Annotated in this window: 17 protein-coding genes; 10 read left to right on the top strand and 7 right to left on the bottom strand. The window is 68.6% G+C overall.

Annotation, left to right across the window (positions count from 1 at the left end; genetic code table 11):
• Nucleotides 1-7: 7 nt before the first annotated feature.
• A complete protein-coding gene (locus AVL48_RS07865; RefSeq protein WP_061981255.1) occupies nucleotides 8-967 on the bottom strand; it encodes a helix-turn-helix transcriptional regulator in 960 nt (319 codons plus the stop codon).
• A 61-nt stretch (nucleotides 968-1,028) separates the two neighbouring features.
• Here AVL48_RS07865 and AVL48_RS07860 point away from each other — a divergent pair, with 61 nt between their 5' ends.
• Entirely contained in the window at nucleotides 1,029-2,189 is a 1,161-nt protein-coding gene (locus AVL48_RS07860; RefSeq protein ID WP_061981577.1) for an epoxide hydrolase family protein, read from the top strand.
• A gap of 140 nt (nucleotides 2,190-2,329) precedes the next feature.
• On the opposite strand, the gene AVL48_RS07855 is transcribed toward AVL48_RS07860, so the two are convergent.
• On the bottom strand, nucleotides 2,330-2,689 hold the full coding sequence (locus tag AVL48_RS07855) for an arsenate reductase family protein (RefSeq protein ID WP_061981254.1): 360 nt from the start codon (nucleotides 2,687-2,689) through the stop codon (nucleotides 2,330-2,332).
• 88 nt (nucleotides 2,690-2,777) lie between these two features.
• Between AVL48_RS07855 and AVL48_RS07850 the strand changes: the two genes are divergently transcribed.
• Nucleotides 2,778-3,347, top strand: coding sequence for a YdeI/OmpD-associated family protein (locus tag AVL48_RS07850; protein ID WP_061981253.1), 570 nt, complete (start codon nucleotides 2,778-2,780; stop codon nucleotides 3,345-3,347).
• Here AVL48_RS07850 and AVL48_RS07845 read toward each other — a convergent pair whose 3' ends face one another.
• Nucleotides 3,348-4,553 (bottom strand): PP2C family protein-serine/threonine phosphatase, encoded by a 1,206-nt coding sequence (locus tag AVL48_RS07845; protein ID WP_061981252.1) that lies wholly within the window; start codon nucleotides 4,551-4,553, stop codon nucleotides 3,348-3,350.
• 150 nt (nucleotides 4,554-4,703) lie between these two features.
• On the opposite strand from AVL48_RS07845, the gene AVL48_RS07840 reads away from it, so the two are divergent.
• From AVL48_RS07840 to AVL48_RS07810, 7 genes are all read left to right on the top strand, one after another.
• Nucleotides 4,704-6,755, top strand: coding sequence for a hypothetical protein (locus AVL48_RS07840; protein ID WP_061981251.1), 2,052 nt, complete (start codon nucleotides 4,704-4,706; stop codon nucleotides 6,753-6,755).
• Between the two features lie 10 nt (nucleotides 6,756-6,765).
• Nucleotides 6,766-7,188, top strand: a complete 423-nt coding sequence (locus AVL48_RS07835) for a DoxX family protein (protein ID WP_061981250.1) — start codon at nucleotides 6,766-6,768, stop codon at nucleotides 7,186-7,188.
• A gap of 298 nt (nucleotides 7,189-7,486) precedes the next feature.
• Nucleotides 7,487-8,779 carry an extracellular solute-binding protein gene (locus tag AVL48_RS07830; RefSeq protein WP_061981249.1) on the top strand — a complete coding sequence of 431 codons (1,293 nt, stop codon included), beginning with the start codon at nucleotides 7,487-7,489 and terminating at the stop codon, nucleotides 8,777-8,779.
• Nucleotides 8,776-9,762: a carbohydrate ABC transporter permease gene (locus AVL48_RS07825; protein ID WP_061981248.1), complete on the top strand. Its 987-nt coding sequence runs from the start codon at nucleotides 8,776-8,778 to the stop codon at nucleotides 9,760-9,762. The genes AVL48_RS07830 and AVL48_RS07825 overlap by 4 nt, the downstream gene beginning before the upstream one ends.
• Entirely contained in the window at nucleotides 9,759-10,589 is an 831-nt protein-coding gene (locus tag AVL48_RS07820; protein WP_061981247.1) for a carbohydrate ABC transporter permease, read from the top strand. The genes AVL48_RS07825 and AVL48_RS07820 overlap by 4 nt, the downstream gene beginning before the upstream one ends.
• A 3-nt stretch (nucleotides 10,590-10,592) precedes the next feature.
• The gene (locus AVL48_RS07815; protein WP_061981246.1) at nucleotides 10,593-12,038 is read left to right on the top strand and encodes a glycoside hydrolase family 3 protein; all 1,446 of its coding nucleotides are present in this window, start codon (nucleotides 10,593-10,595) and stop codon (nucleotides 12,036-12,038) included.
• Nucleotides 12,039-12,252: 214 nt separating this feature from the next.
• A complete protein-coding gene (locus tag AVL48_RS07810) occupies nucleotides 12,253-14,175 on the top strand; it encodes an elongation factor G (RefSeq protein WP_061981245.1) in 1,923 nt (640 codons plus the stop codon).
• A gap of 107 nt (nucleotides 14,176-14,282) precedes the next feature.
• Here the strand turns inward: AVL48_RS07810 and AVL48_RS07805 are convergent, their stop codons facing one another.
• From AVL48_RS07805 to AVL48_RS07790, 4 genes are all read right to left on the bottom strand, one after another.
• Nucleotides 14,283-15,164 carry an NAD(P)-dependent oxidoreductase gene (locus AVL48_RS07805; protein WP_061981244.1) on the bottom strand — a complete coding sequence of 294 codons (882 nt, stop codon included), beginning with the start codon at nucleotides 15,162-15,164 and terminating at the stop codon, nucleotides 14,283-14,285.
• A gap of 95 nt (nucleotides 15,165-15,259) precedes the next feature.
• Nucleotides 15,260-15,997, bottom strand: a complete 738-nt coding sequence (locus AVL48_RS07800) for a GNAT family N-acetyltransferase (protein ID WP_061981243.1) — start codon at nucleotides 15,995-15,997, stop codon at nucleotides 15,260-15,262.
• A 54-nt stretch (nucleotides 15,998-16,051) separates the two neighbouring features.
• Nucleotides 16,052-17,146, bottom strand: a complete 1,095-nt coding sequence (locus AVL48_RS07795) for a glycosyltransferase family 4 protein (RefSeq protein WP_143104787.1) — start codon at nucleotides 17,144-17,146, stop codon at nucleotides 16,052-16,054.
• Nucleotides 17,147-17,244: 98 nt separating this feature from the next.
• Nucleotides 17,245-18,033 (bottom strand): inositol monophosphatase family protein, encoded by a 789-nt coding sequence (locus tag AVL48_RS07790; RefSeq protein ID WP_061981242.1) that lies wholly within the window; start codon nucleotides 18,031-18,033, stop codon nucleotides 17,245-17,247.
• An 18-nt stretch (nucleotides 18,034-18,051) separates the two neighbouring features.
• Between AVL48_RS07790 and AVL48_RS07785 the strand changes: the two genes are divergently transcribed.
• Complete coding sequence (locus AVL48_RS07785) at nucleotides 18,052-18,765, top strand: creatininase family protein (RefSeq protein ID WP_061981241.1); 714 nt, start codon at nucleotides 18,052-18,054, stop codon at nucleotides 18,763-18,765.
• The last annotated feature ends 49 nt before the right edge of the window (nucleotides 18,766-18,814 follow it).

Here is an 18,814-nt window from a genome sequence, read left to right as displayed (position 1 = left end):
CAGAGGACTAAACGCGGGTCGCGTCGCGATACCGGTCGGCCAACGTGCGCAGGTAGTCGACCAATTGCGGGGGTTCGGTGACCCGGAAAGGAGCATTGAGCAGTCCTAAGTGGACGGCGAGCGTCTCGACGCTGTCGGCCCCGGTGCGCAGCACACAGGTGTCCGCGTCGACAGCCTCCACTGTCCCGACGGCCGGGTTGATCCGCGCGGTCACCTCCTCGGCGGACGCGTGCACGGTGACGTCGGCCCGATACCGCCAAGCCGCGGCCGAGACGCCGCGCCGCACCCGGTCCGTGACGTCTTCGGGCAGGTCACGCGGGGTGAAACGCGGGCCGGTCGGGACGCGCGGGGTCAGCCTGTCGACGCGGAAGGTGCGCCAGTCGCCGCGATCGAGGTCCCACCCGACCAGGTACCAGCGGCGCCCCCAGTTCACCAGGCGATACGGCTCGGCCTTCCGGACGCTCTCCGAGCCGTCGTGGGCGCGGTAGCCGAAACGCAGCACCTCGTGATCCCGGCAGGCGGCGGTCAGCACCGTCAGCGTCCCGGCGTCGACACGCGGCCCGGGCTGGTCCCGGGGCACGGGGATCGTGTACGCCTGCAGAGCGTTCACGCGGCGTCGCAGTCGCGACGGCAGGACCTGCTCCAGCTTCGCGAGCGCGCGCAACGACGTCTCCTCCACTCCCGCGATCGTGCCGCCCGCCGCGGTGCGCAGGCCGATCGCGACGGCGACGGCCTCCTCGTCGTCGAGCAGCAACGGCGGCAGATCGGCGCCCGCGCCGAGGCGATAGCCGCCGACGGAGCCGCGGGTCGCGTTCACCGGGTAGCCGAGCGCGCGCAGCCGCTCGACGTCGTTGCGGATCGTCCGCGCGCTCACCTCCAGGCGTTCGGCCAGTTCAGTACCGGTCCAGTCACGGGGAGTCTGCAGAAGGGAGAGCAAACGGAGCAATCTTGCCGAAGTTTCCAACATTCTTCGAGACTCCCTCCTCATTAGGAACGTAGTGTTCCTAATGGAACTTTATCTTGGTCTCATGAACGAAAACACCGAAATCAAGCCCTTCCGCATCGAAATCCCGCAAGCCGACCTCGACGATCTGACCGATCGGCTCGCCCGGGTCCGCTGGGCGAACGAACTGCCCGCCGATCAGGTCACCGACGGCGTACAGCGAGGACCCGTCACGCCGGGCTGGGAGTACGGCGTGCCGCTCGAGTACGTGCAGCGCCTGGTCGCCCGCTGGCGCGACGGCTACGACTGGCGCGAGTGGGAGGCGAAGCTCAACGCGTACCCGCAGTTCACCACCGAGATCGACGGGCAGAACATTCATTTCCTCCACGTCCGCTCGCCGGAACCGGACGCGACGCCGCTGATCCTCACCCACGGCTGGCCGAACTCCGTCTTCGAGTACCTCGGCCTCATCGACCAGCTGACCGACCCGCGCTCGCATGGCGACGAGGAGGCGAAGGCCTTCCACGTCGTGATCCCGTCGCTGCCGGGGTTCGGCTTCTCCGGTCCCACGCACGAAAAGGGCTGGAACCGCTACCGCACGGCCCGCGCCTGGGCCGAGCTGATGCGGCGACTGGGTTACGAACGCTATGGGACGCACGGGAACGACGCCGGTTCGTTCGTCGCTCCCGAGGTCGGCCGCGTCGATCCGGACCACGTCATCGGCGTGCACGTCACGCAGCTGTTCTCGTTCCCGAGCGGCGACCCGGCCGAGTTCGAGGGCATGACGGAGAAGGAACTGGAGTACATGGAGTTCCTCCAGAACTTCAACGACGACATGTCCGGCTACGCGAAACTGCAGGAAAGCGCGCCGCAGAACCTCGCGCACGCGCTGGCCGATTCACCGGCCGGGCAGCTGGCCTGGAGCGCGCAACTGCTGGCGGGCACGAACGACGACCACGTGCTCACCAACGCCACGCTGTACTGGCTGACGAACACGGCGGCTTCGGCGGCGCGGTTCTACTACGAGGACAAGCACACCGAGCACCCCACCGAGCCGACGACCGCGCCGACCGGGCTGGCGAGTTTCGCCTACGACTTCCGTCCCCTGCGGCGTTTCGCCGAACGCGACCACGCGAACATCGTGGTCTGGGAGGAATTCGACCGCGGCAGCCACTGGGCGACGCAAGACGCGCCGGACCTGCTGCTGGTGAGCATCCGGGACTTCTTCGGCAAGGTGAGCGGATAAGACGCGAGTAGGGCGTGACGCCTTTCCCAGTACATGAAGGCCCCCTTCATTGCGCCTAGCGCAAGGAAGGGGGCCATCATGTACTTCACGCGAGCAACTCTTATCACCACTCACGAGCCGTCCGTGCTGCTCCGCGCGCCTCAGCCGGGAAGAACGGCCTGGACGGCCTCGGGGGTGCGCGCGACGACCGTCGTGCCATCGTCGGCGGTGATGATCGGCCGCTGGATCAGCTTCGGGTGCGTGACCAGCGCTTCGATCCATCTGTCGCGGTCGGCGGGCGTGCGCCCCCAGGTCTTCAGTCCGAGTTCTTTCGCGATCGGCTCGGCGGTGCGGGTGATGTCCCATGGCTCCAGGCCGAGTCGCTTGAGGACGGCCTTCAGTTCCTTCGCCGTCGGTGGTTCCTCCAGGTACTTCCGCACGGTGTACTCGGCACCCGCCTCGTCCAGCATCGACACCGCCGACCGGCATTTGCCGCACGCGGGGTTCACCCAGATCTCCATGTCGGACCACCTCTGTCCTGAAAGTGCTCAGTCGATGAGCACTTTTTTTCCGATGATGGTCTCAGACGTTACGAGAGAGGACCCGGCCATGGACGAGCCCACCTTCACCGCCGCCACCCCCGCCGAGTGGCGTGCCTGGCTGAGCGAAAACGCCGACACCGGGAAGGCGGTCTGGTTGATCATCCAGCACAAGGACAGTGGCGTCCCCGGCGTGGCCGTCCACGAGGCGATGGAGCAGGCCCTCTGCTTCGGCTGGATCGACGGGCTCCACCGCAAGAACGACGCCGGCAGTTCCCGGCTGCGGTTCACGCCGCGCGATCCCCGGAGTTCGTGGAGCCGGGTCAACCGCGAACGGGCCGCCCGCCTGACCGCGGCGGGCCTGATGACCGCGCGGGGTCAGGCGATGATCGACCTGGCCAAGGAGAAGGGCCGCTGGCAGGTCGTACCCGACGGTGCGGGCGTCCCCGAGGATCTGCGTGCCCGGCTCGACGAGGACGATGCCGCCCGCACCCACTTCGAGAAGTTCCCGCCGTCCTCGAAAAGGCTGATCCTGGAATGGATCCTGACCGCGAAGAAGCCGGAAACGCGGGAGCGGCGGATCGCGAGGACCGTCGAACTCGCGGCCGTGAACCGCCGCGCCAATCACCCGGTCCGGTGATCAGTTCAGGTCGCGCCGTGCCACGAGGAGGGCGATGTCGTCCTGCGCGGGCGTCGATCCGACGAGCGCGGCCATCACCCGCGCGCACACCACGCCGGGCGGTTCGGCGGTGATCACGTCGGCGAGCCGCCGCAACCCGACGTCGATCAGGTGATCCCGGCGCTCCACGAGACCGTCGGTGTACAAGGCGAGCACACTGCCGGGCGGCAGGTCGATGTCCGTTCGCCGGCGGTTCACCCCGGTGACCCCGATGGGCGGGTCGACCGGGGCATCGACGAAGACCGACGGGCGGTCACGCATCGCGAGCACCGGGGGCAAATGCCCCGCCAGTGAAATCGCCACGCTGTCGCGTGAAGCGGGCAACAACCCGTACACGACGGTGGCCAGCGCCCCCGGCTCGAAATGGTGCACCTTCCGGTCGAGTTTGGACAGCACCTCCGCCGGGTCGTCCGATTCGAGCGCGTAGGCGCGCAGTGCGCTGCGGATCCGGCCCATGATCACGGCGGCGTTGAGGCCGTGCCCGGCGACATCGCCCATCACGATGCCGAAGCGGTCACCCGGCAGGGGGAACAGGTCGTACCAGTCACCGCCGACCCCCGGTTCGGTACCCGGCACGTACCGCGCGGCGAACTGCATTCCGGTGACGTCGGGCAGCCGTCCCGGCAGCAGGCTCCGCTGAAGCGCCGACGCGGCCGCGCGATCGGCGGTGGAGACGTCGATCTGGACCGCGAGCGCGATCCGCGCGGCCACCAGCCGCAGCAGGTCGACATCGGCCTCGGTGAACTCGCGCGGCGTCACCGAGCCGACGTGCAGCACACCGACCAGATCGTCACCTGCCATCATCGGCACGCCGAGCAGGGCACGAAGACCGCGTTCCCACAGGAGCGCGTTGACGACGGTGGTCTCGTCGACGTGGTCGAGGATCACCGGACGCCGTTCCGCGGCCACCCGGCCAGCGAAGCCGGCGCCCAGGGTGATCTGGACGTCCTGGTAGACCTCTTCTTCGATCCCCGAGGCGGCGACGGCACGCAGAAGCTGCGCTTCCGGGTCGAACCGGAGCACCGTGGCCGTGTCGACCCCCATCACCTCGCGTACCCGGCCGAGAATCGTCTCCATCACCTTGCCGGGGCCGAGATGGCCCAATGCGGTGTCGGTGATGGCTTCGAGCACCTGGATGCGCTCGTCGGCCGTCGAAGTCTCAGACATGCGCTGAGCCTAACCAGTCCGGTCACGCGCTGTCGCCCAGGACACCGCCGATGCGGCGTACCCGCACCCCTGAACCATCCGAAAGCAGGGTCACGGCCGGACCACGGGAGTTAAGATCCGGCGTCGACGTCATGTTCTGGGGGCAGAACCATGGAAGTGGAACCACGCCACGCGGAGGCGGGCGGCTCCGGCTCCGGTGAGGCCGAGATCACGCGGCTCTGCCGGACGCTGATCCCACTGGCGGCCGCCGGTAAACACGCCGAGGCGGCGTCGACCTACCGGTGGGTGACCAGGGCCTCGACCGGTGCCCCGCACCGGTACGGCGACCACGCCCTGCGGCTGGAGTTCTGCGCGCTCACCGGCAACGAGCACACCGGAATCGAACTTCTGTCGCTTTTGGACGGTGTCGGCGATCACGCGGACGCCGTCGACAGGCTGGAGTTCTTCACCGCGGCCGCCCTGCTCACCCGGCGGTTGACCGAAACCGGGTACGGGGGGATCCGGGTCACCCTCGACGGCCCGTACGACGGGCTGCTCCTGCGCCACTTGCACCAGCGGATGCGGGCGGCGGCGTTCGTCGAAGCCGAGGAACTCGACGAACGCGAGCACACCGATCACTTCACCGAGCACGCCCGGCGGAAGATGGCCGCGAAACCGGTCGCGGAGTTCGTGCCGCTCTTGCCTTCCGCGCTCCCCCGGGTCCCGATCCTGCCGCCGCCGGATCTGCCACCGGAAGAACTGGTCGTCCGGGCCGAAATCCACAATCACCGGTGCGAACCGGAGGAGGCGCGGGCCTGTCTCGCCGCGATCGACACCGTCCCGGACGGGATCGCCCCTCGGCTGACCGAACTGCGCGCGATCTTCTTCCAGGGCGGTGACACCGAGGAGCGGCTGCGGCGCGCGGCCGCCGGGTTCCGACGCGGAGGCGATGAGGTCCGCTTCCTGCTCAACCAGTGCTGGCTCGGCCTCTGGCTGGTCTTCGACGATCAGGTCGAGACCGGTGTCGCGCTGACGACGGTGGCCGCGGCACGGTTGCGCGCCGGGACCGACGACGGCGCCGCCTGCTGGGGCGAATACTGGCTGGCGCACGTGCTTTCCGGACAGGGCCGCACCACCGAGGCGTACGAGGCCTTGCGGCGCGGGGCGGACCGGGCCCGCGAGGCCGGGGATCCCTTGCTCCTCGGCACTCTTCTGTGCCTGGAGGCGTCGCTGCGGAACGGCGATGGTGAGGATCCGGTGACCACAGTGGAACTCGCGCGGGCGGCGACCGACGCGTTCATCATCGGGAACGTCGGCGAGAAGGCCGTCGAAGCCGTCGAACAGGTCCGGATCGCCTACGAGCGCACAGGATCGCTTGACGAACTCGACGTCTTCGTGGAGCACTTGCTGTCGACGCTGCCCGTGGGCGGCCCGGAGCGGTTGCGCGGGCACCTCCGCCAGCTTCGGGCGATGTCCCTGATCGGCACCGGCCGGTTCGCCGAAGCCGTCGACGACGCCTACGCGTCCCTCGGTGTCGCCGCGTCGAGGGGCAAGGACACGGTGGAACACTGGTACGTCCTGGTCACCGCGCTGCACGGCGCCGGCCGCTACGACGAGGTGCTCGACGTCGCGCCCCGCACCATCGACCTGCTCACCGGGCTGCCGGACTGGGATCAGCGCTGCCGGTGGATGTACGCCGACGCCTACCGCGCGCTCGGCGAATCCTCGCGGGCGTTCGACGAATACGCCGTCCTCGCCGAAATTCTCCAGAAGGCGGGCGACACCGGGCATTCCTACATCTCGGCGAGTATGGCCGCCGCCGAACAACTGGACCTGCTCGGCTACGGCGCCAACGCCGCCGACTTCTACGCGCGGGCCGCCGAGGCGGCGCTGGCGATCGGCGGCGGCTACGTGGCCGCCACCTGCCGTAACGCCGCGACGCTTTCCCGGCTGCGGTCGGGCGACCTCGACGCGGCTCTGACCGCGCTCGCCGACGCGGAAACCGCCGTCCACGCCGTGAAAGCCGAAACCGCGCCCGCCAGGGAGCATCTCGTCGCCCAGCTCGACCACGTCGCCGCGCACGTGCTCAGCGCCGCGGGCCGCGTCCGGGAAGCCGCCCGCCGCGCGCTCCGCGCCGCCGAAACCTTCCACCGGATAGGCGAAGCCGAGTCCGCCCGCGACGTCGACCTGCTGCTCGAACAAATACTCCTCGGTGACGCCTAAGATCCCTGGCATGCCCGAAGGAGCCAGCGGTACCAGGAGCCTGCCGATCGGCTCGATCGCGCTGTGGATCGTACGCGTCGCGCTCGCCGCCGAGTTCCTCTACAGCGGCTACCTGCTGTTCGCGGGCGGGCACACCGAACAGACCTTCGCCGAAATCGGGCTGGGGCAGTGGCTCCGGTACGTCACGGGCGTCCTCGAGGTCGGCGGCGCCGTCGGCCTCCTCATTCCCCGTCTCGGTGGCCCGGCGGCGCTCCTGCTCGCCGGGGTCATGGTGGGCGCGAGCGTCACCGAACTGTTCATCCTCACCGGCGGCGGCCCGGTCCTCCCCCTGATCCTGCTGATCGCCTGCGCGACGCTGGCGTGGTTCCGGCAGGATCAGACCCGGGCGCTCCTGGGCATCGAACCACCTCTCGACGACGACGAGCACTGCTGATCCGATAGCCGGTCCGGCTTCCGCCGAACAGCCCTGAGCGTTCCGCCGAATGCCCCGCTCAGCGGAACAGTCAAGGAAAAACCGCATGTCAGCGCGGCCGGGGACAACTTGTCGAGTGCCGCGAAATCCGCGTATGAGCGTGATCATCCGCTCACGCAAGGTGAAAGATTGCGGCTCGTTTACAACGAACCGGCCACCTGCTTGACAGTCGGAGTGGTACGTACCACGCTGCCCGCATTGGTCTACACCATTTTGTGGGAGCCCGGCATCGTGGTCGGGCATCGAAAGGACGGCACGAGTGAAGCGCTGGCTCAAGATGACTGCGGGCGCCGCGGCCATCACCCTCGCGACGGCGGGCTGCGCCGGTTCCGGCAGTGGCGACAGCACGAATTCGAGCGCTCCGGCCTCGAACGGCGCGCTCACGGTCTGGCTCATGACCGGGACCGCCCCCGAATCTCTGACGAACTCGCTCCACAAGGAATTCGAAGACGCGCACCCCGGCGTCAAGGTCAAGTACGAAATCCAGCAGTGGAACGGCATCCAGCAGAAGCTGACCACCGCACTGGCCAGTGACAACCCGCCGGACGTGATCGAGCTGGGCAACACCCAGACCCCCGCGTTCGCCAACCAGGGCGTGCTCGCCGACCTCTCCGCGAGCGTGAAGGACTTCAACGGCGACCAGTGGCTTCAGGGCCTCAAGGCCTCGGGCGAGTTCGACGGCAAGACCTACGGCGTCCCGTTCTACGCGGCCAACCGCGAGGTCATCTACCGCAAGGACATGTTCGAGCAGGCGGGCATCACCGCGACGCCGAAGACGCGCGCGGAGTGGCTCGACGCGATCACCAAGCTCAAGGCCAAATTCGGCAGCGACCCCGAGTTCCAGGCCCTCTACCAGCCGGGCCAGAACTGGTACGAGCTGCTGTCGTTCATCTGGGACGAGGGCGGCGACATCGCCCAGGCCAACGGGAAGTCCTTCAAGGCCACGCTGAACACCCCGCAGGCCAAGGCCGGGCTCGAGTTCTACAAGCAGCTCACCGACGCTTCGGGCACCAAGGCGCCGAAGGACGCCGACGAGGCCACCCCGCAGCAGGCGGGCATCTACGGCGCCGGCAAGGTCGCGATGATGATCGGCGTCCCGGGTGAGGCCGACACCGCGGCGAAGACCGACCCGTCGATCAAGGAGAAGTCGGGCGCCTTCCCGATCCCCGGCAAGACCGCCGACAAGTCGGCCCCGGTCTTCCTCGGCGGCTCGAACCTGGTCATCCCGGCCAACAGCAAGAACGCGGCCGCGGCCAAGGACTACGTCAAGCTGTTCTCCACCCCGAAGTACCAGACCGAGCTGGCCAAGGCCGGTTACGTCCCCGGTACCTCGACCGACGTGTCCGCGCTCGACGCGAACCCGCTCACCAAGGTCATGGCCGAGGCGTCCAAGAACGGCCGCGCCGTGCCGACCAGCCCCAAGTGGGGTGACGTCGAATCCGGCCAGAACCCGATCAAGGACATGCTCACCGCCTACCTGACCGGAACGAAACCGCTCGACCAGGCGACCGCCGACGCCAACGCAGCGCTCGACAAGCTCATCGGCGGATGACCACGACCGAAGATGTGACGACGCCGGCGGGGTCCTCCCCGCCGGCTTCGCCGCGCATCAAGCCGCCGAAGTCGAATCGGCGCCTCCGTCTCGGCGAACGGACGGCACCGTATCTGCTGATCCTTCCCGCGTTGATCGCCATCCTGGTCCTGCTGGGCTGGCCGACGATGCAGCTGATCGGGATCAGTCTCCGCAAGCTCGACCTCCGTGAGCTGGTCTCCGGAGAGATGGTCTGGGTCGGGTTCGAGAACTTCTCCGCGATCCTGTCCGACCCCGAATTCTGGGAGATCACCGTCCGCACGCTGGTGTTCACCGCGGCGGTCGTGCTCACCACCCTGCTGCTCGCGCTGTTCATGGCGCTGCTGATGCGGCATCTCAACCCGGTGGTCCGGGTGATCCTGCAGGTCGCGCTGATCCTCGCGTGGGCGACCCCGGTGGTCGCGACGACCACGATCTTCCAATGGATCTTCGACCAGCAGTACGGGATCCTGAACAAGACACTCGCGAAACTCGGTTTCGAGGAGTTCATCGGGCATTCCTGGTTCTCCACCGGACCGAGCACCCTGACCGTCATCGGTCTGCTGGTCGTCTGGCAGGCAGTGCCGTTCGTGGCGTTCACGTTGTACGCCGGGCTTCTCGGCGTCCCGAAGGAACAGTACGAGGCGGCGGGTATCGACGGCGCCAACGCCTGGCAGGCGTTCTGGGCGGTCAGCTGGCCGGCGATCCGGCCGATCCTGACCATGGTCACGTTCCTGTCGGTCCTGTGGGACTTCAAGGTGTTCGCCCAGGTGTGGGCGATCCGCCAGGGCGGGCCGGACGGCGCCAGCACGACACTGCCGGTCTACATGTACCTCAAGGGCCTCGCGGGCAACCACTTCGGCCTGGCGGCGACCGCCGCCCTGCTGATGATGCTCGTGCTGATCCTGCTCACCGCCCGGTACGTCCAGCTGCTGGTGCGCACGAAGGAGGCCGACCTGTCATGAGGAAGTCCCTGCCCCAGCGGATCGGCCTCGGCACGCTCGGCGTGGTCGTGGCCGTCCTGTTCGTCTTCCCGACGTACTGGATGATCACGTCCTCGCTCAAGACGCCGGGCGAAGTCCTGTCACCGAGTTACGACCTGGTCCCGCTTTCGGTGACGTTCGACAACTTCGTCTCGGCGCTGACGAAGCCCGGTTTCACCACCTATCTCGCCAACAGCCTGATCGTCACGATCGGCGCGGTGCTGTGTTCGCTCGTCGCGGGTGTACTGGCCGCGGTTCCGTTGTCCCGCATGCGTTTCCGCGGTCGCAAGGGTTTCCTGCTGCTGGTGCTGGTCGCGCAGCTCGCGCCGTTCGAGGCCCTGCTGATCCCGATGTACCTGCTGATGCGGGACGCCGGTCTGCTCAACCAGCTGCCTTCGCTGCTGCTGGTGTACTTCGCGGCGACGCTGCCCTTCACCTGCTGGATGCTCTACGGCTTCGTCAACGGCATCCCGTACGACCTCGAAGAGGCCGCGATGATCGACGGCTGCAGCCGGGCGGGCGCGTTCCGCCGGGTGACGCTGCCGCTGCTCGCGCCGGGACTGGTGACCACCTCGGTGTTCAGCTTCATCACCGCGTGGAACGAATTCCTGTTCGCGTTCGTGTTCATGCGCGACCAGAACATGCAGACGCTGCCGGTGTGGCTTTCCTCGTTCCGCACGGCGTTTTCCGTGGACTGGGGCGGCATCATGGCGGCGTCGGTCATCTACGCCGTGCCCGCGCTGGTGTTCTTCATCATCGTCCAGCGCAAGCTCGTGTCCAACCTGACCGCAGGCGCAGTGAAGGGATAATCGTTGTCTTCACCGGAAAAGCTCGCCGGATCCGTTCTCGTTCCGGGCTTCGACGGCACGACCGCGCCGGACTGGCTGCGGCGCAAGGTCGCCGACGGCCTCGGCGGCGCGATCCTGTTCGGCCGCAACGTAGTCGACGACGAGCAGGTGGCCGCGTTGAGCGCGCAGCTGCGGGCGGAACGGCCCGACGTGCTCATCGGCATCGACGAGGAGGGCGGTGACGTCACGCGCCTCGACGTCGCCACCGGCTCGTTCGTCCCGGGACCACTCGCGCTCGGCGCCGCGGACGACGTCGAGCTGACGACTTCGGTCGCCGCGGCACTCGGCGAACGGCTGGCCGCGTGCGGGGTCACGATCAATTTCGCCCCGTGCGCGGATCTGACCCTGGCGGCGGAGGATCCCTCCATCGGGGTACGGGCGTTCGGTTCGGATCCGGTGAAGGCGTCGCCGCACGTCGCGGCGTACATCACCGGTCTGCAGAAGTACGGCGTCGCCGCGTCGGCCAAGCACTTCCCCGGCCACGGGGCGGCGACCGACGATTCGCACCACGCGCTGCCGGTGCTGCCCAGGACCGAGGCGGAACTGCACGAGATCGAACTCGTCCCGTTCAAGGCGGCGATCGCGGCGGGCGTGCGGGCGGTGATGACCGGGCATCTCGTCGTCCCCGCGTGGGGTGAGCTGCCCGCGACGCTCAACCCGAAGGCGTTGACCGACGTCCTGCGCGGCGAACTCGGTTTCACCGGCGCGGTGGTCACCGACGCGCTCGACATGGGCGCCATCGCCGGCGAGCTGGGCAAGACCGAGGGCGTCGGCCGGGCGGCGGTGCGGGCGCTGATCGCCGGCGCCGACGCGCTCTGCCTGGGCGGTGTGTCGTTCGAAGAGGACGAACTGAACCGGATCGCGGCGGTCATCGCGGCCGCGGTCGAAGCCGGTGAACTGCCGCTGGAGCGGCTGGCGGAGGCGTCGGAGCGGGTCGCCGCACTCGGCACTCCGCCGGTGTCGACGCCGATTTCGCCGGTCGATCACCGGCTCGGGCTGGAGGTGGCGCGCAAGGCCTTGCGGATCCAGGGTTCGCCGAAGCTGGACGGACCACCGCTGGTAATCGACGTCGAGACCGAGCCGATCGTCGCGGCCGGGCCGATGCCGTGGGGGCTCGGCGCGCATCTGACCGAGCTCGTTCCCGGCACGCGGGCGCTGAAGGTCACCGCGGACGGGATCGCGACCGCGATCGACGCCGTCCACGGCGCACGCGACCTCGTGGTGGTGACCCGCGAGGCGCACCGCCATCCCGAGGTCCGCGAGTTCCTCGCCTGGCTGCGGGAATCCACTGTGGACTACATCCGGGTCGAGACCGGCGCACCCGGCCCCGACACCGGTGACGGGCCGCGGATCGACACGTTCAGCGGGTCCTACGTCAGCCTCCGCGCCGCGGCGGAGTACCTGGCCTGACCCCTCTCGCATTTCGTCCTCTGGTCGCGGTAGATGCACGCGCAAATACCGCAAGCAGAGGACGAAATGCTGTCAGGCGTAAATCGGTTGCGGAGCCGATGAGAGAGGTGTGTAGTCACTGAAGATCGGTTCCCGGCCTAGGAGATGATCGTCTTGCGAGTGTCCGAGTCCTTCTACCAGGTAATTTCCGCCTACCTCAAGGACAAGACATCTCGTGAAGACCCTCAATCTCGGGATTCTGGCGCATGTTGACGCCGGGAAGACGAGCCTGACCGAGCGGCTGTTGCACACGGCCGGGATCATCGGCGAGCTGGGCAGTGTCGATGACGGCAGTACCCAGACCGACACACTGGCGCTGGAACGCGCCCGCGGGATCACCATCAAGGCGGCCGTGGTGTCGTTCGCCGTCGGCGATGTCACCGTCAACCTGATCGACACCCCCGGCCACCCCGATTTCATCGCCGAGGTCGAACGCGCCCTCGGCGTCCTCGACGGCGCCGTCCTGGTGCTGTCGGCGGTCGAAGGCGTCCAGGCACAGACGCGCGTCCTGATGCGGACACTGCGACGGCTGGGCATCCCGGTGCTGCTGTTCGTGAACAAGATCGACCGTCGCGGCGCCGATCCGGACCGGGTGTTCCGGGAGATAGCCGCGAAGCTCACGCCTTCGGTCGTCGCGATGGACCCCGTCGAACCCGATCGGGTGATCGATCTGCTGGCGACCCTCGACGAAGACCTCTTGACCGAGTACCTCACCGATCCAGAGGTGTTCACGCCGTCACGGCTCCATGCCGAGCTCACCGCGAAAGTGGCCGACGGGCTCGCATACCCGGTGTACTTCGGTTCGGCGATCACCGGCGCGGGTATCGACGCGCTCCGGGATGGCATTGAGAATCTGTTGCCCTCCAAGGAAAATACGGCCGATGGCCCACTTTCCGGCACGGTGTTCAAGGTCGAACGCGGTCCCGGCGGCGAGAAACTCGCCTACGTGCGGCTGTTCTCCGGCAGTCTCGCCGTCCGCGACAAGGTTCCGCTCGGCGACGGCGAAGGCAAGGTCACCGCGATCAGCGTCTTCGACAACGGCTCCGTCGTGCCGTCGGGATCGGTCGTGGCGGGCCGGATCGCGAAGCTCTCGGGGCTCGACGTCCGGATCGGCGACGTGCTCGGGAGCGGTCCGGGACACGGACGGGAGGCGCTGTTCTCGCCGCCGACGCTGGAAACCGTCGTCTCACCGGTGCGCCCGGCCGAACGCGGACCGCTGCATCAGGCGCTGACCCAGCTGACCGAACAGGACCCGCTGATCGGCCTGCGGCATGACGAAATCCGTCAGGAAACCTCCGTTTCGCTCTACGGCGAGGTGCAGAAGGAGGTCATCCAGGCGACCCTCGCGGACGAGTACGGCATCGAGGTCACGTTCAGTGAGACGACCACGATCTGCGTCGAGCGTGTCTCCGGCGTCGGTTCGGCTGTCGAACTCATCGGCAAGGCACCGAATCCCTTTCTGGCCACGGTCGGGCTGCGCGTCGAGCCCGGCTCGCCGGGGAGTGGGATCTCATTCCGGCTGGAGGTCGAACTCGGCTCGATGCCGTACTCCTTCATCAAAGCCGTGGAGGACGCGGTGAAGGAGACCCTGCGCGAGGGCGTCCACGGCTGGGAGGTGCTCGACTGCGTGGTCACGATGACGCATTCGGGCTATTACGCCAGGCAAAGCCACGCGCACGGCACCTTCGACAAGAGCATGTCCAGTACCGCGGGCGACTTCCGCAACCTGACGCCGCTGGTGTTGATGGCGGCCTTGTGTGAAGCCGGGACGACCGTGCACGAACCGATGCACCGGTTCGTCCTCCAGACCCCGGCCGACACCCTCGGCCCGGTCACCGCGCTGCTGGCGCAGGCACGCGCCGTCCCGCGCACGACGCTCACCCGCGGGGAGACGGCCGAGCTGGACGGCGAGATCCCGGCGGCGAAAACCCATGAGGTGCACCAGCTTCTGCCCTCGGCGACCCGCGGCGAAGGCGCGATGGAGACCGCCTTCCACGGCTACCGGCCCGTCCGGGGCCCAGCACCGTCACGATCGAGGACCGACCACAACCCGTTGGACCGCAAGGAATACCTGCTCCGCGTGCTGCGGCGCGCCTGAAGAGGCGTACCGCGCTGAGGGCGCTCGCTGCCGTGAAGGCCTCCTTACCTACTCTCAAGGTAGTGAAGGAGGCCTTCACGGACTAGTTGCGCACGCAAGTACCGCGTTTAGTCCTCTGAATGCGTTTTGGGCCGGGCTTCGAGGGCCTTGACGACGGCGACCATGTCCGCGTCACCGAGGCCAAGGCGGGCGGTCTCGGCGTAGAGGGCACGGGACGCTTCGAGCAACGGCAAGGCGAGTCCCGCTTTCCCGGCCGCCGCCGCGATCAGCTCGACGTTGGCCAGGACGTTCGCGATCGACGCTTGCGGCGCGAAATCCTCCTCGGCCAGTTTCGGCGCCTTGACCCGCACGATCGGGCTGGCCAGTTGTCCCGCGCCGAGGACACCGGCGAGCAGGCCGAGATCGAGCCCGTGCGCACGGGCGAAGTGCACGGTCTCGGCCAGGCTGGTCACCACCGCGGTCAGGTGCACGTTGACCGCCAGCTTCATCAGGAGCGCGTTCGGCACCGGCCCGCACCGCACGGTTTCCCGGCACAGCGGCCCGAACAGCTCCCGGACCTCCTCGATCGCGCCGGGGTCACCCGCGAGCATGGCGACCAGTTCACCCGCCTCGGCGGGGACCCGGGAGCCGGAAACCGGTGCCTCCACGTACCGCGCCCCCGCCGCGAGGAGGTCGGTCTCGAGCGCGCGGGAATGCTCCGGCGCCGTCGTTCCCATGTGGACGATCGTGTGGCCTCGCACCCGCTCGGCGAACGCGGGCCCTCCGCGGTCGAGCACGGCGTCGACGGCGGCCGCGTCCTTCACCATCAGGATCACGACGTCGCACCGCGCGAAGAGTTCGGCCACGTCTTCAGCGGCCTCGGCGACCTCGCCCGCTTTATCCGGCGTGCGATTCCAGACGAGCAGGGGAACTCCGGCCCGCGCCAGGTTCCGTGCCATCGGCCCGCCCATCCTGCCCAGCCCGGCGAAACCGACTCGTGAGATACCCATGGACCCACTGTGCGGCACGGCCGGGAGCCGCTGTGGCCGATGCGGCATTCCTGCCGGAAATCGCGAGGAATGCCCCTACGGCCGTCTGAAAGCGGTCAGAAGGGGTGCTCCATCCACACGTTCGCCTCCACGTAAACCCCGCAGTCGCGTTCGAGGTTCGCGTGCACCGGCGCGATGCCGCCGGGGATCACGTTGTCGCCGTCGGCGAGGTCGACGCCCGCCCATTTCCGCCAGTCCGCGACGGAGCCGGAGATGGTCACGGCGAACGGGCACACCTTGATCATCCGCGCACCCAGCCGTTCGTGGGTGCGCAGCCAGCGGTCGGCGAACAGCCCGTCCTCGCGCCGCCGGACGGCGTATTCGCTCATCGGGACGTCGGGCTCGTCCTCCTTGCCGATCGGGCGCACTGAGACGATCAGCCGCTTCAACCCGGTCTCGGCCGCACGCGCCTTGAGCGCCTTCAGCATCGGTGTGGACAGCCCGGTCCCGCGCAGCCGCGGTGCGACGACGACTTCGAGTGCGCACAGGGTGTCCGGCGCGCGGCCGTCCATGAGGTCTTGCGCCGCCCACTGGATCGCTTCGTCCCAGCCGTGATCCGGCAGTTCGGCGCGGTCTTCGGCGGGATAGGTCAGCGGGACCGACAACGCCCGCGCGATCGGTTCGCCGTCGTCGTCCAGCGCGATCAGGAAGTACCGGGCCCAGTGACGGAGCAGGCGTACCGGGGTGATCATCTTGCCGCTGAACCCGGCGTAGATGAACTCACCGCCGACATCACCGAGATCCAGCGCGGGATCGAGGAGATCGGGCCGGGACGCAAGATCGACGATTCGCATACCGCCAAGTCAACCGAGCCGGTGATCGGCCCGATAGCTGCTTCCGGGCGATGATCAAGCCAGCTGACGCGGCGTGGCCTGCAGCCGGGAAAGGACGTCGGTGAGCCTTCCCGCGGCGACGTCCCATTCTTCGAGGACGCTGCTCCGCGCGAGCGCCGACGTCCGCAACGAATGCCGGAGTCCGGCGTCGAGCGACCAGCGCAGCAACGCCGTCGCGAGGGCCGACGGCTTGTTCGGCGGCACCAGCATTCCGGGCACGCCGCCGCCGGGCGCCATGCCGAGCGCGTCGTGCGCGCCCGCGGTTTCGGTGGTCACCACGGGGATCCCGCGCGCCAGCGCCTCGGCGACGACCATCCCGGACGGGCCTCCTCGCGACGGCAGGACGAGCAGGTCCGCGCCGTCGTAGACGAGGTCGAGGTCTTCCGGTGGCTGGATGAGACTGATCCGGGAGCCGAGCCCGAGCCGTTCGACCGTCCAGCGCAGTTCGTCGACGTAGGCGGGATCGTGCTGCATCGCCCCGGCGAACACGCATTTGAACGCCAGTTCGTCGACCGTCGAAAGTGCCTGGATGAGCACGTCCTGGCCGTGGCGCGCGGTCATCGGCGCGAGACACAACAGCCGGGAGACACCGTCGGCGCCGGTGGCGAGTGGTGCCGCGTCCGTGCCCGGTGTCGCGACGTACACGCGGGTGGGGTCAAGATCGTGGTGGTCGATCAGCTGCCGCGCGAGCCACGGCCCGGTCGCGATGACCATGCCCGCCAGCCGCAGGGTCTCCCGTTCGCACGCGTCGAGTTCGGCGGCCTGCGCCGGGTCGAGCGCGGGGTCGTCGGCGAGCAGCCGGTGCACCAGGATGGCCGGCCGCAGCCGCCGGGCGTGCGGGATCACGATCTCCGGGACCCCGCAGGCGACCGTGCCGTCGATCAGGACGACCGTGTCGTCGGGCAGCGCGGTGAGCGAACGGGCCAGCCGCGACCGGGACAGCGGCCCCGGCATCGGCCATTCGCCGGCGATCGGCAGTTCCAGCAGCGGAAGACCGGTGGCCGGGAGGTTCTGGCACATGCGGCGGTCGTACTCGGCGTCGCTTTCCTCGGCGTCCCCCGGCAGCACGAACACCACCGGCTCGGTGCCGCGAACATTCGAGGTGTACACGGAGAACCTCCAGGTGCGGACGGCGAACCGGCGGACGGCCTTGTTAGGGGACACGGATCCGGCGCCGGAACGGTTCACACCTGGAGCGAGAAAAATTTTCAGCCGCTCACGCGGGCGATCGCGGCCACGAGGTCGTCACGCAGGCCGGCTCCGACGGCGATGGTGGCCGCCGAGCGCACCGTGTGCTCACCGCCGTCGGTGTCGACGACCACTCCCCCGGCCTCGCGGACCAGCAGTACACCGGCCATCGTGTCCCACGGTTGGTTGGCGAGGATGACACTCGCGTCGAGTTTGCCGTGCGCGACCCAGGCCAGGTCGATCGCCGCGGAGCCGAGGAACCGGACGCGCTGGACCCGGCCGCCGAGTTCGGCCAGCAACGCCATCCGGACACGGTTCTTGACCTCCGCGCCCGCACCGACCGCGAAGTCGCCGATGGAGACGATCGCGTCGGACAGCTTCGTCGCTTTGGACGCTTCGAGACGCTCTTCGCCCACGTACGCGCCCTGCCCTTCAGCAGCGGTGTAAGTGACGTCGAGGAACGGCAGGGAGATCGCCGCGACCGTGCTCTTCGACCCGTCGACGAGACCGAGCGAAACGCCGCACAACGGGATGCCGCGCGCGAAGTTGGCGGTGCCGTCGACCGGGTCGAGCGCCCACCACAGGTCCTTGTCGCCCTCGTGCCCGCGTTCTTCCCCGAGAATGCCGATTTCCGGGGTCTCGCGCGCCAGGAACTCACGCACGGCGTCCTCGACGGCGAGGTCGACATCGGTCACCATGTCGCGATCACCCTTGGCGGCAACGGAAAACGTCGTCATCGAGCGGATGATCCCGGTCGCCTTCGCGACGGCCTCGGTGGCGACGGACAACAATGCGGCATGGTCGGTCATATGGGTACCGTAGCCGGAATGGACCTGTTCCCGACGGCCACGACGGCCGACGAACGCGCCCGCGGTGCCGACGTCGCGGTGCTGCCGATCGGCAGTTTCGAACAGCATGGCCCGTACCTCCCGCTCGCCACCGACGCGGTGATCGCGACGACGATCGCCGACGCCCTCGCCGCCGCCTACCCGGTGCTGAGGCTCCCGCCGATCACGATCGGCTGCTCGCACGAACACGCGGACTGGCCGGGGACCGTCAGCGTCTCGGCCGCGACGCTGTACGCCGTGGTGAACGACGTCGCCGCTTCGCTGCGCCGGTCCGGCGTCGGCAAGCTGGTGCTGGTGAACGCACACGGCGGCAACTACGTCCTGTCCAATGTGGTCCAGGAGTCGACGTCGCCGATGGCGCTCTTCCCCGGCCTCGAAGGCTGGCAGGCGGCGCACCACGCGGCCGGGCTGGAGACGTCACTCGACAGCGACATGCACGCCGGGGAGCTGGAGACCTCTCTTCTGCTGCACGCCCATCCTTCGCTGGTCCGGCCCGGTTTCGCGGAGGCCGATCACCTCGCCGACGACAGGCGGCATCTGCTGACGGTGGGGCTTCGGCCGTACTCGGAGTCCGGTGTGGTGGGACGGCCTTCGCTGGGTACGGCGGAGAAGGGACGGCTGGTACTGGAGTCCCTCGTGGAGAGCTTCGCGGACACCCTGGCCGCGCTGGGGTCTCCCTCCCGCGTGCGATGAAGGACGCTTTCCTTGCAGATTTCGCAAGGAAAGCGTCCTTCATCGCACG

Source organism: Amycolatopsis regifaucium, from assembly GCF_001613935.1.
GTDB lineage: Bacteria > Actinomycetota > Actinomycetes > Mycobacteriales > Pseudonocardiaceae > Amycolatopsis > Amycolatopsis regifaucium.
Note: the sequence above shows the minus strand (reverse complement) of the source record. Positions and strands in the feature narration are given on the sequence as shown.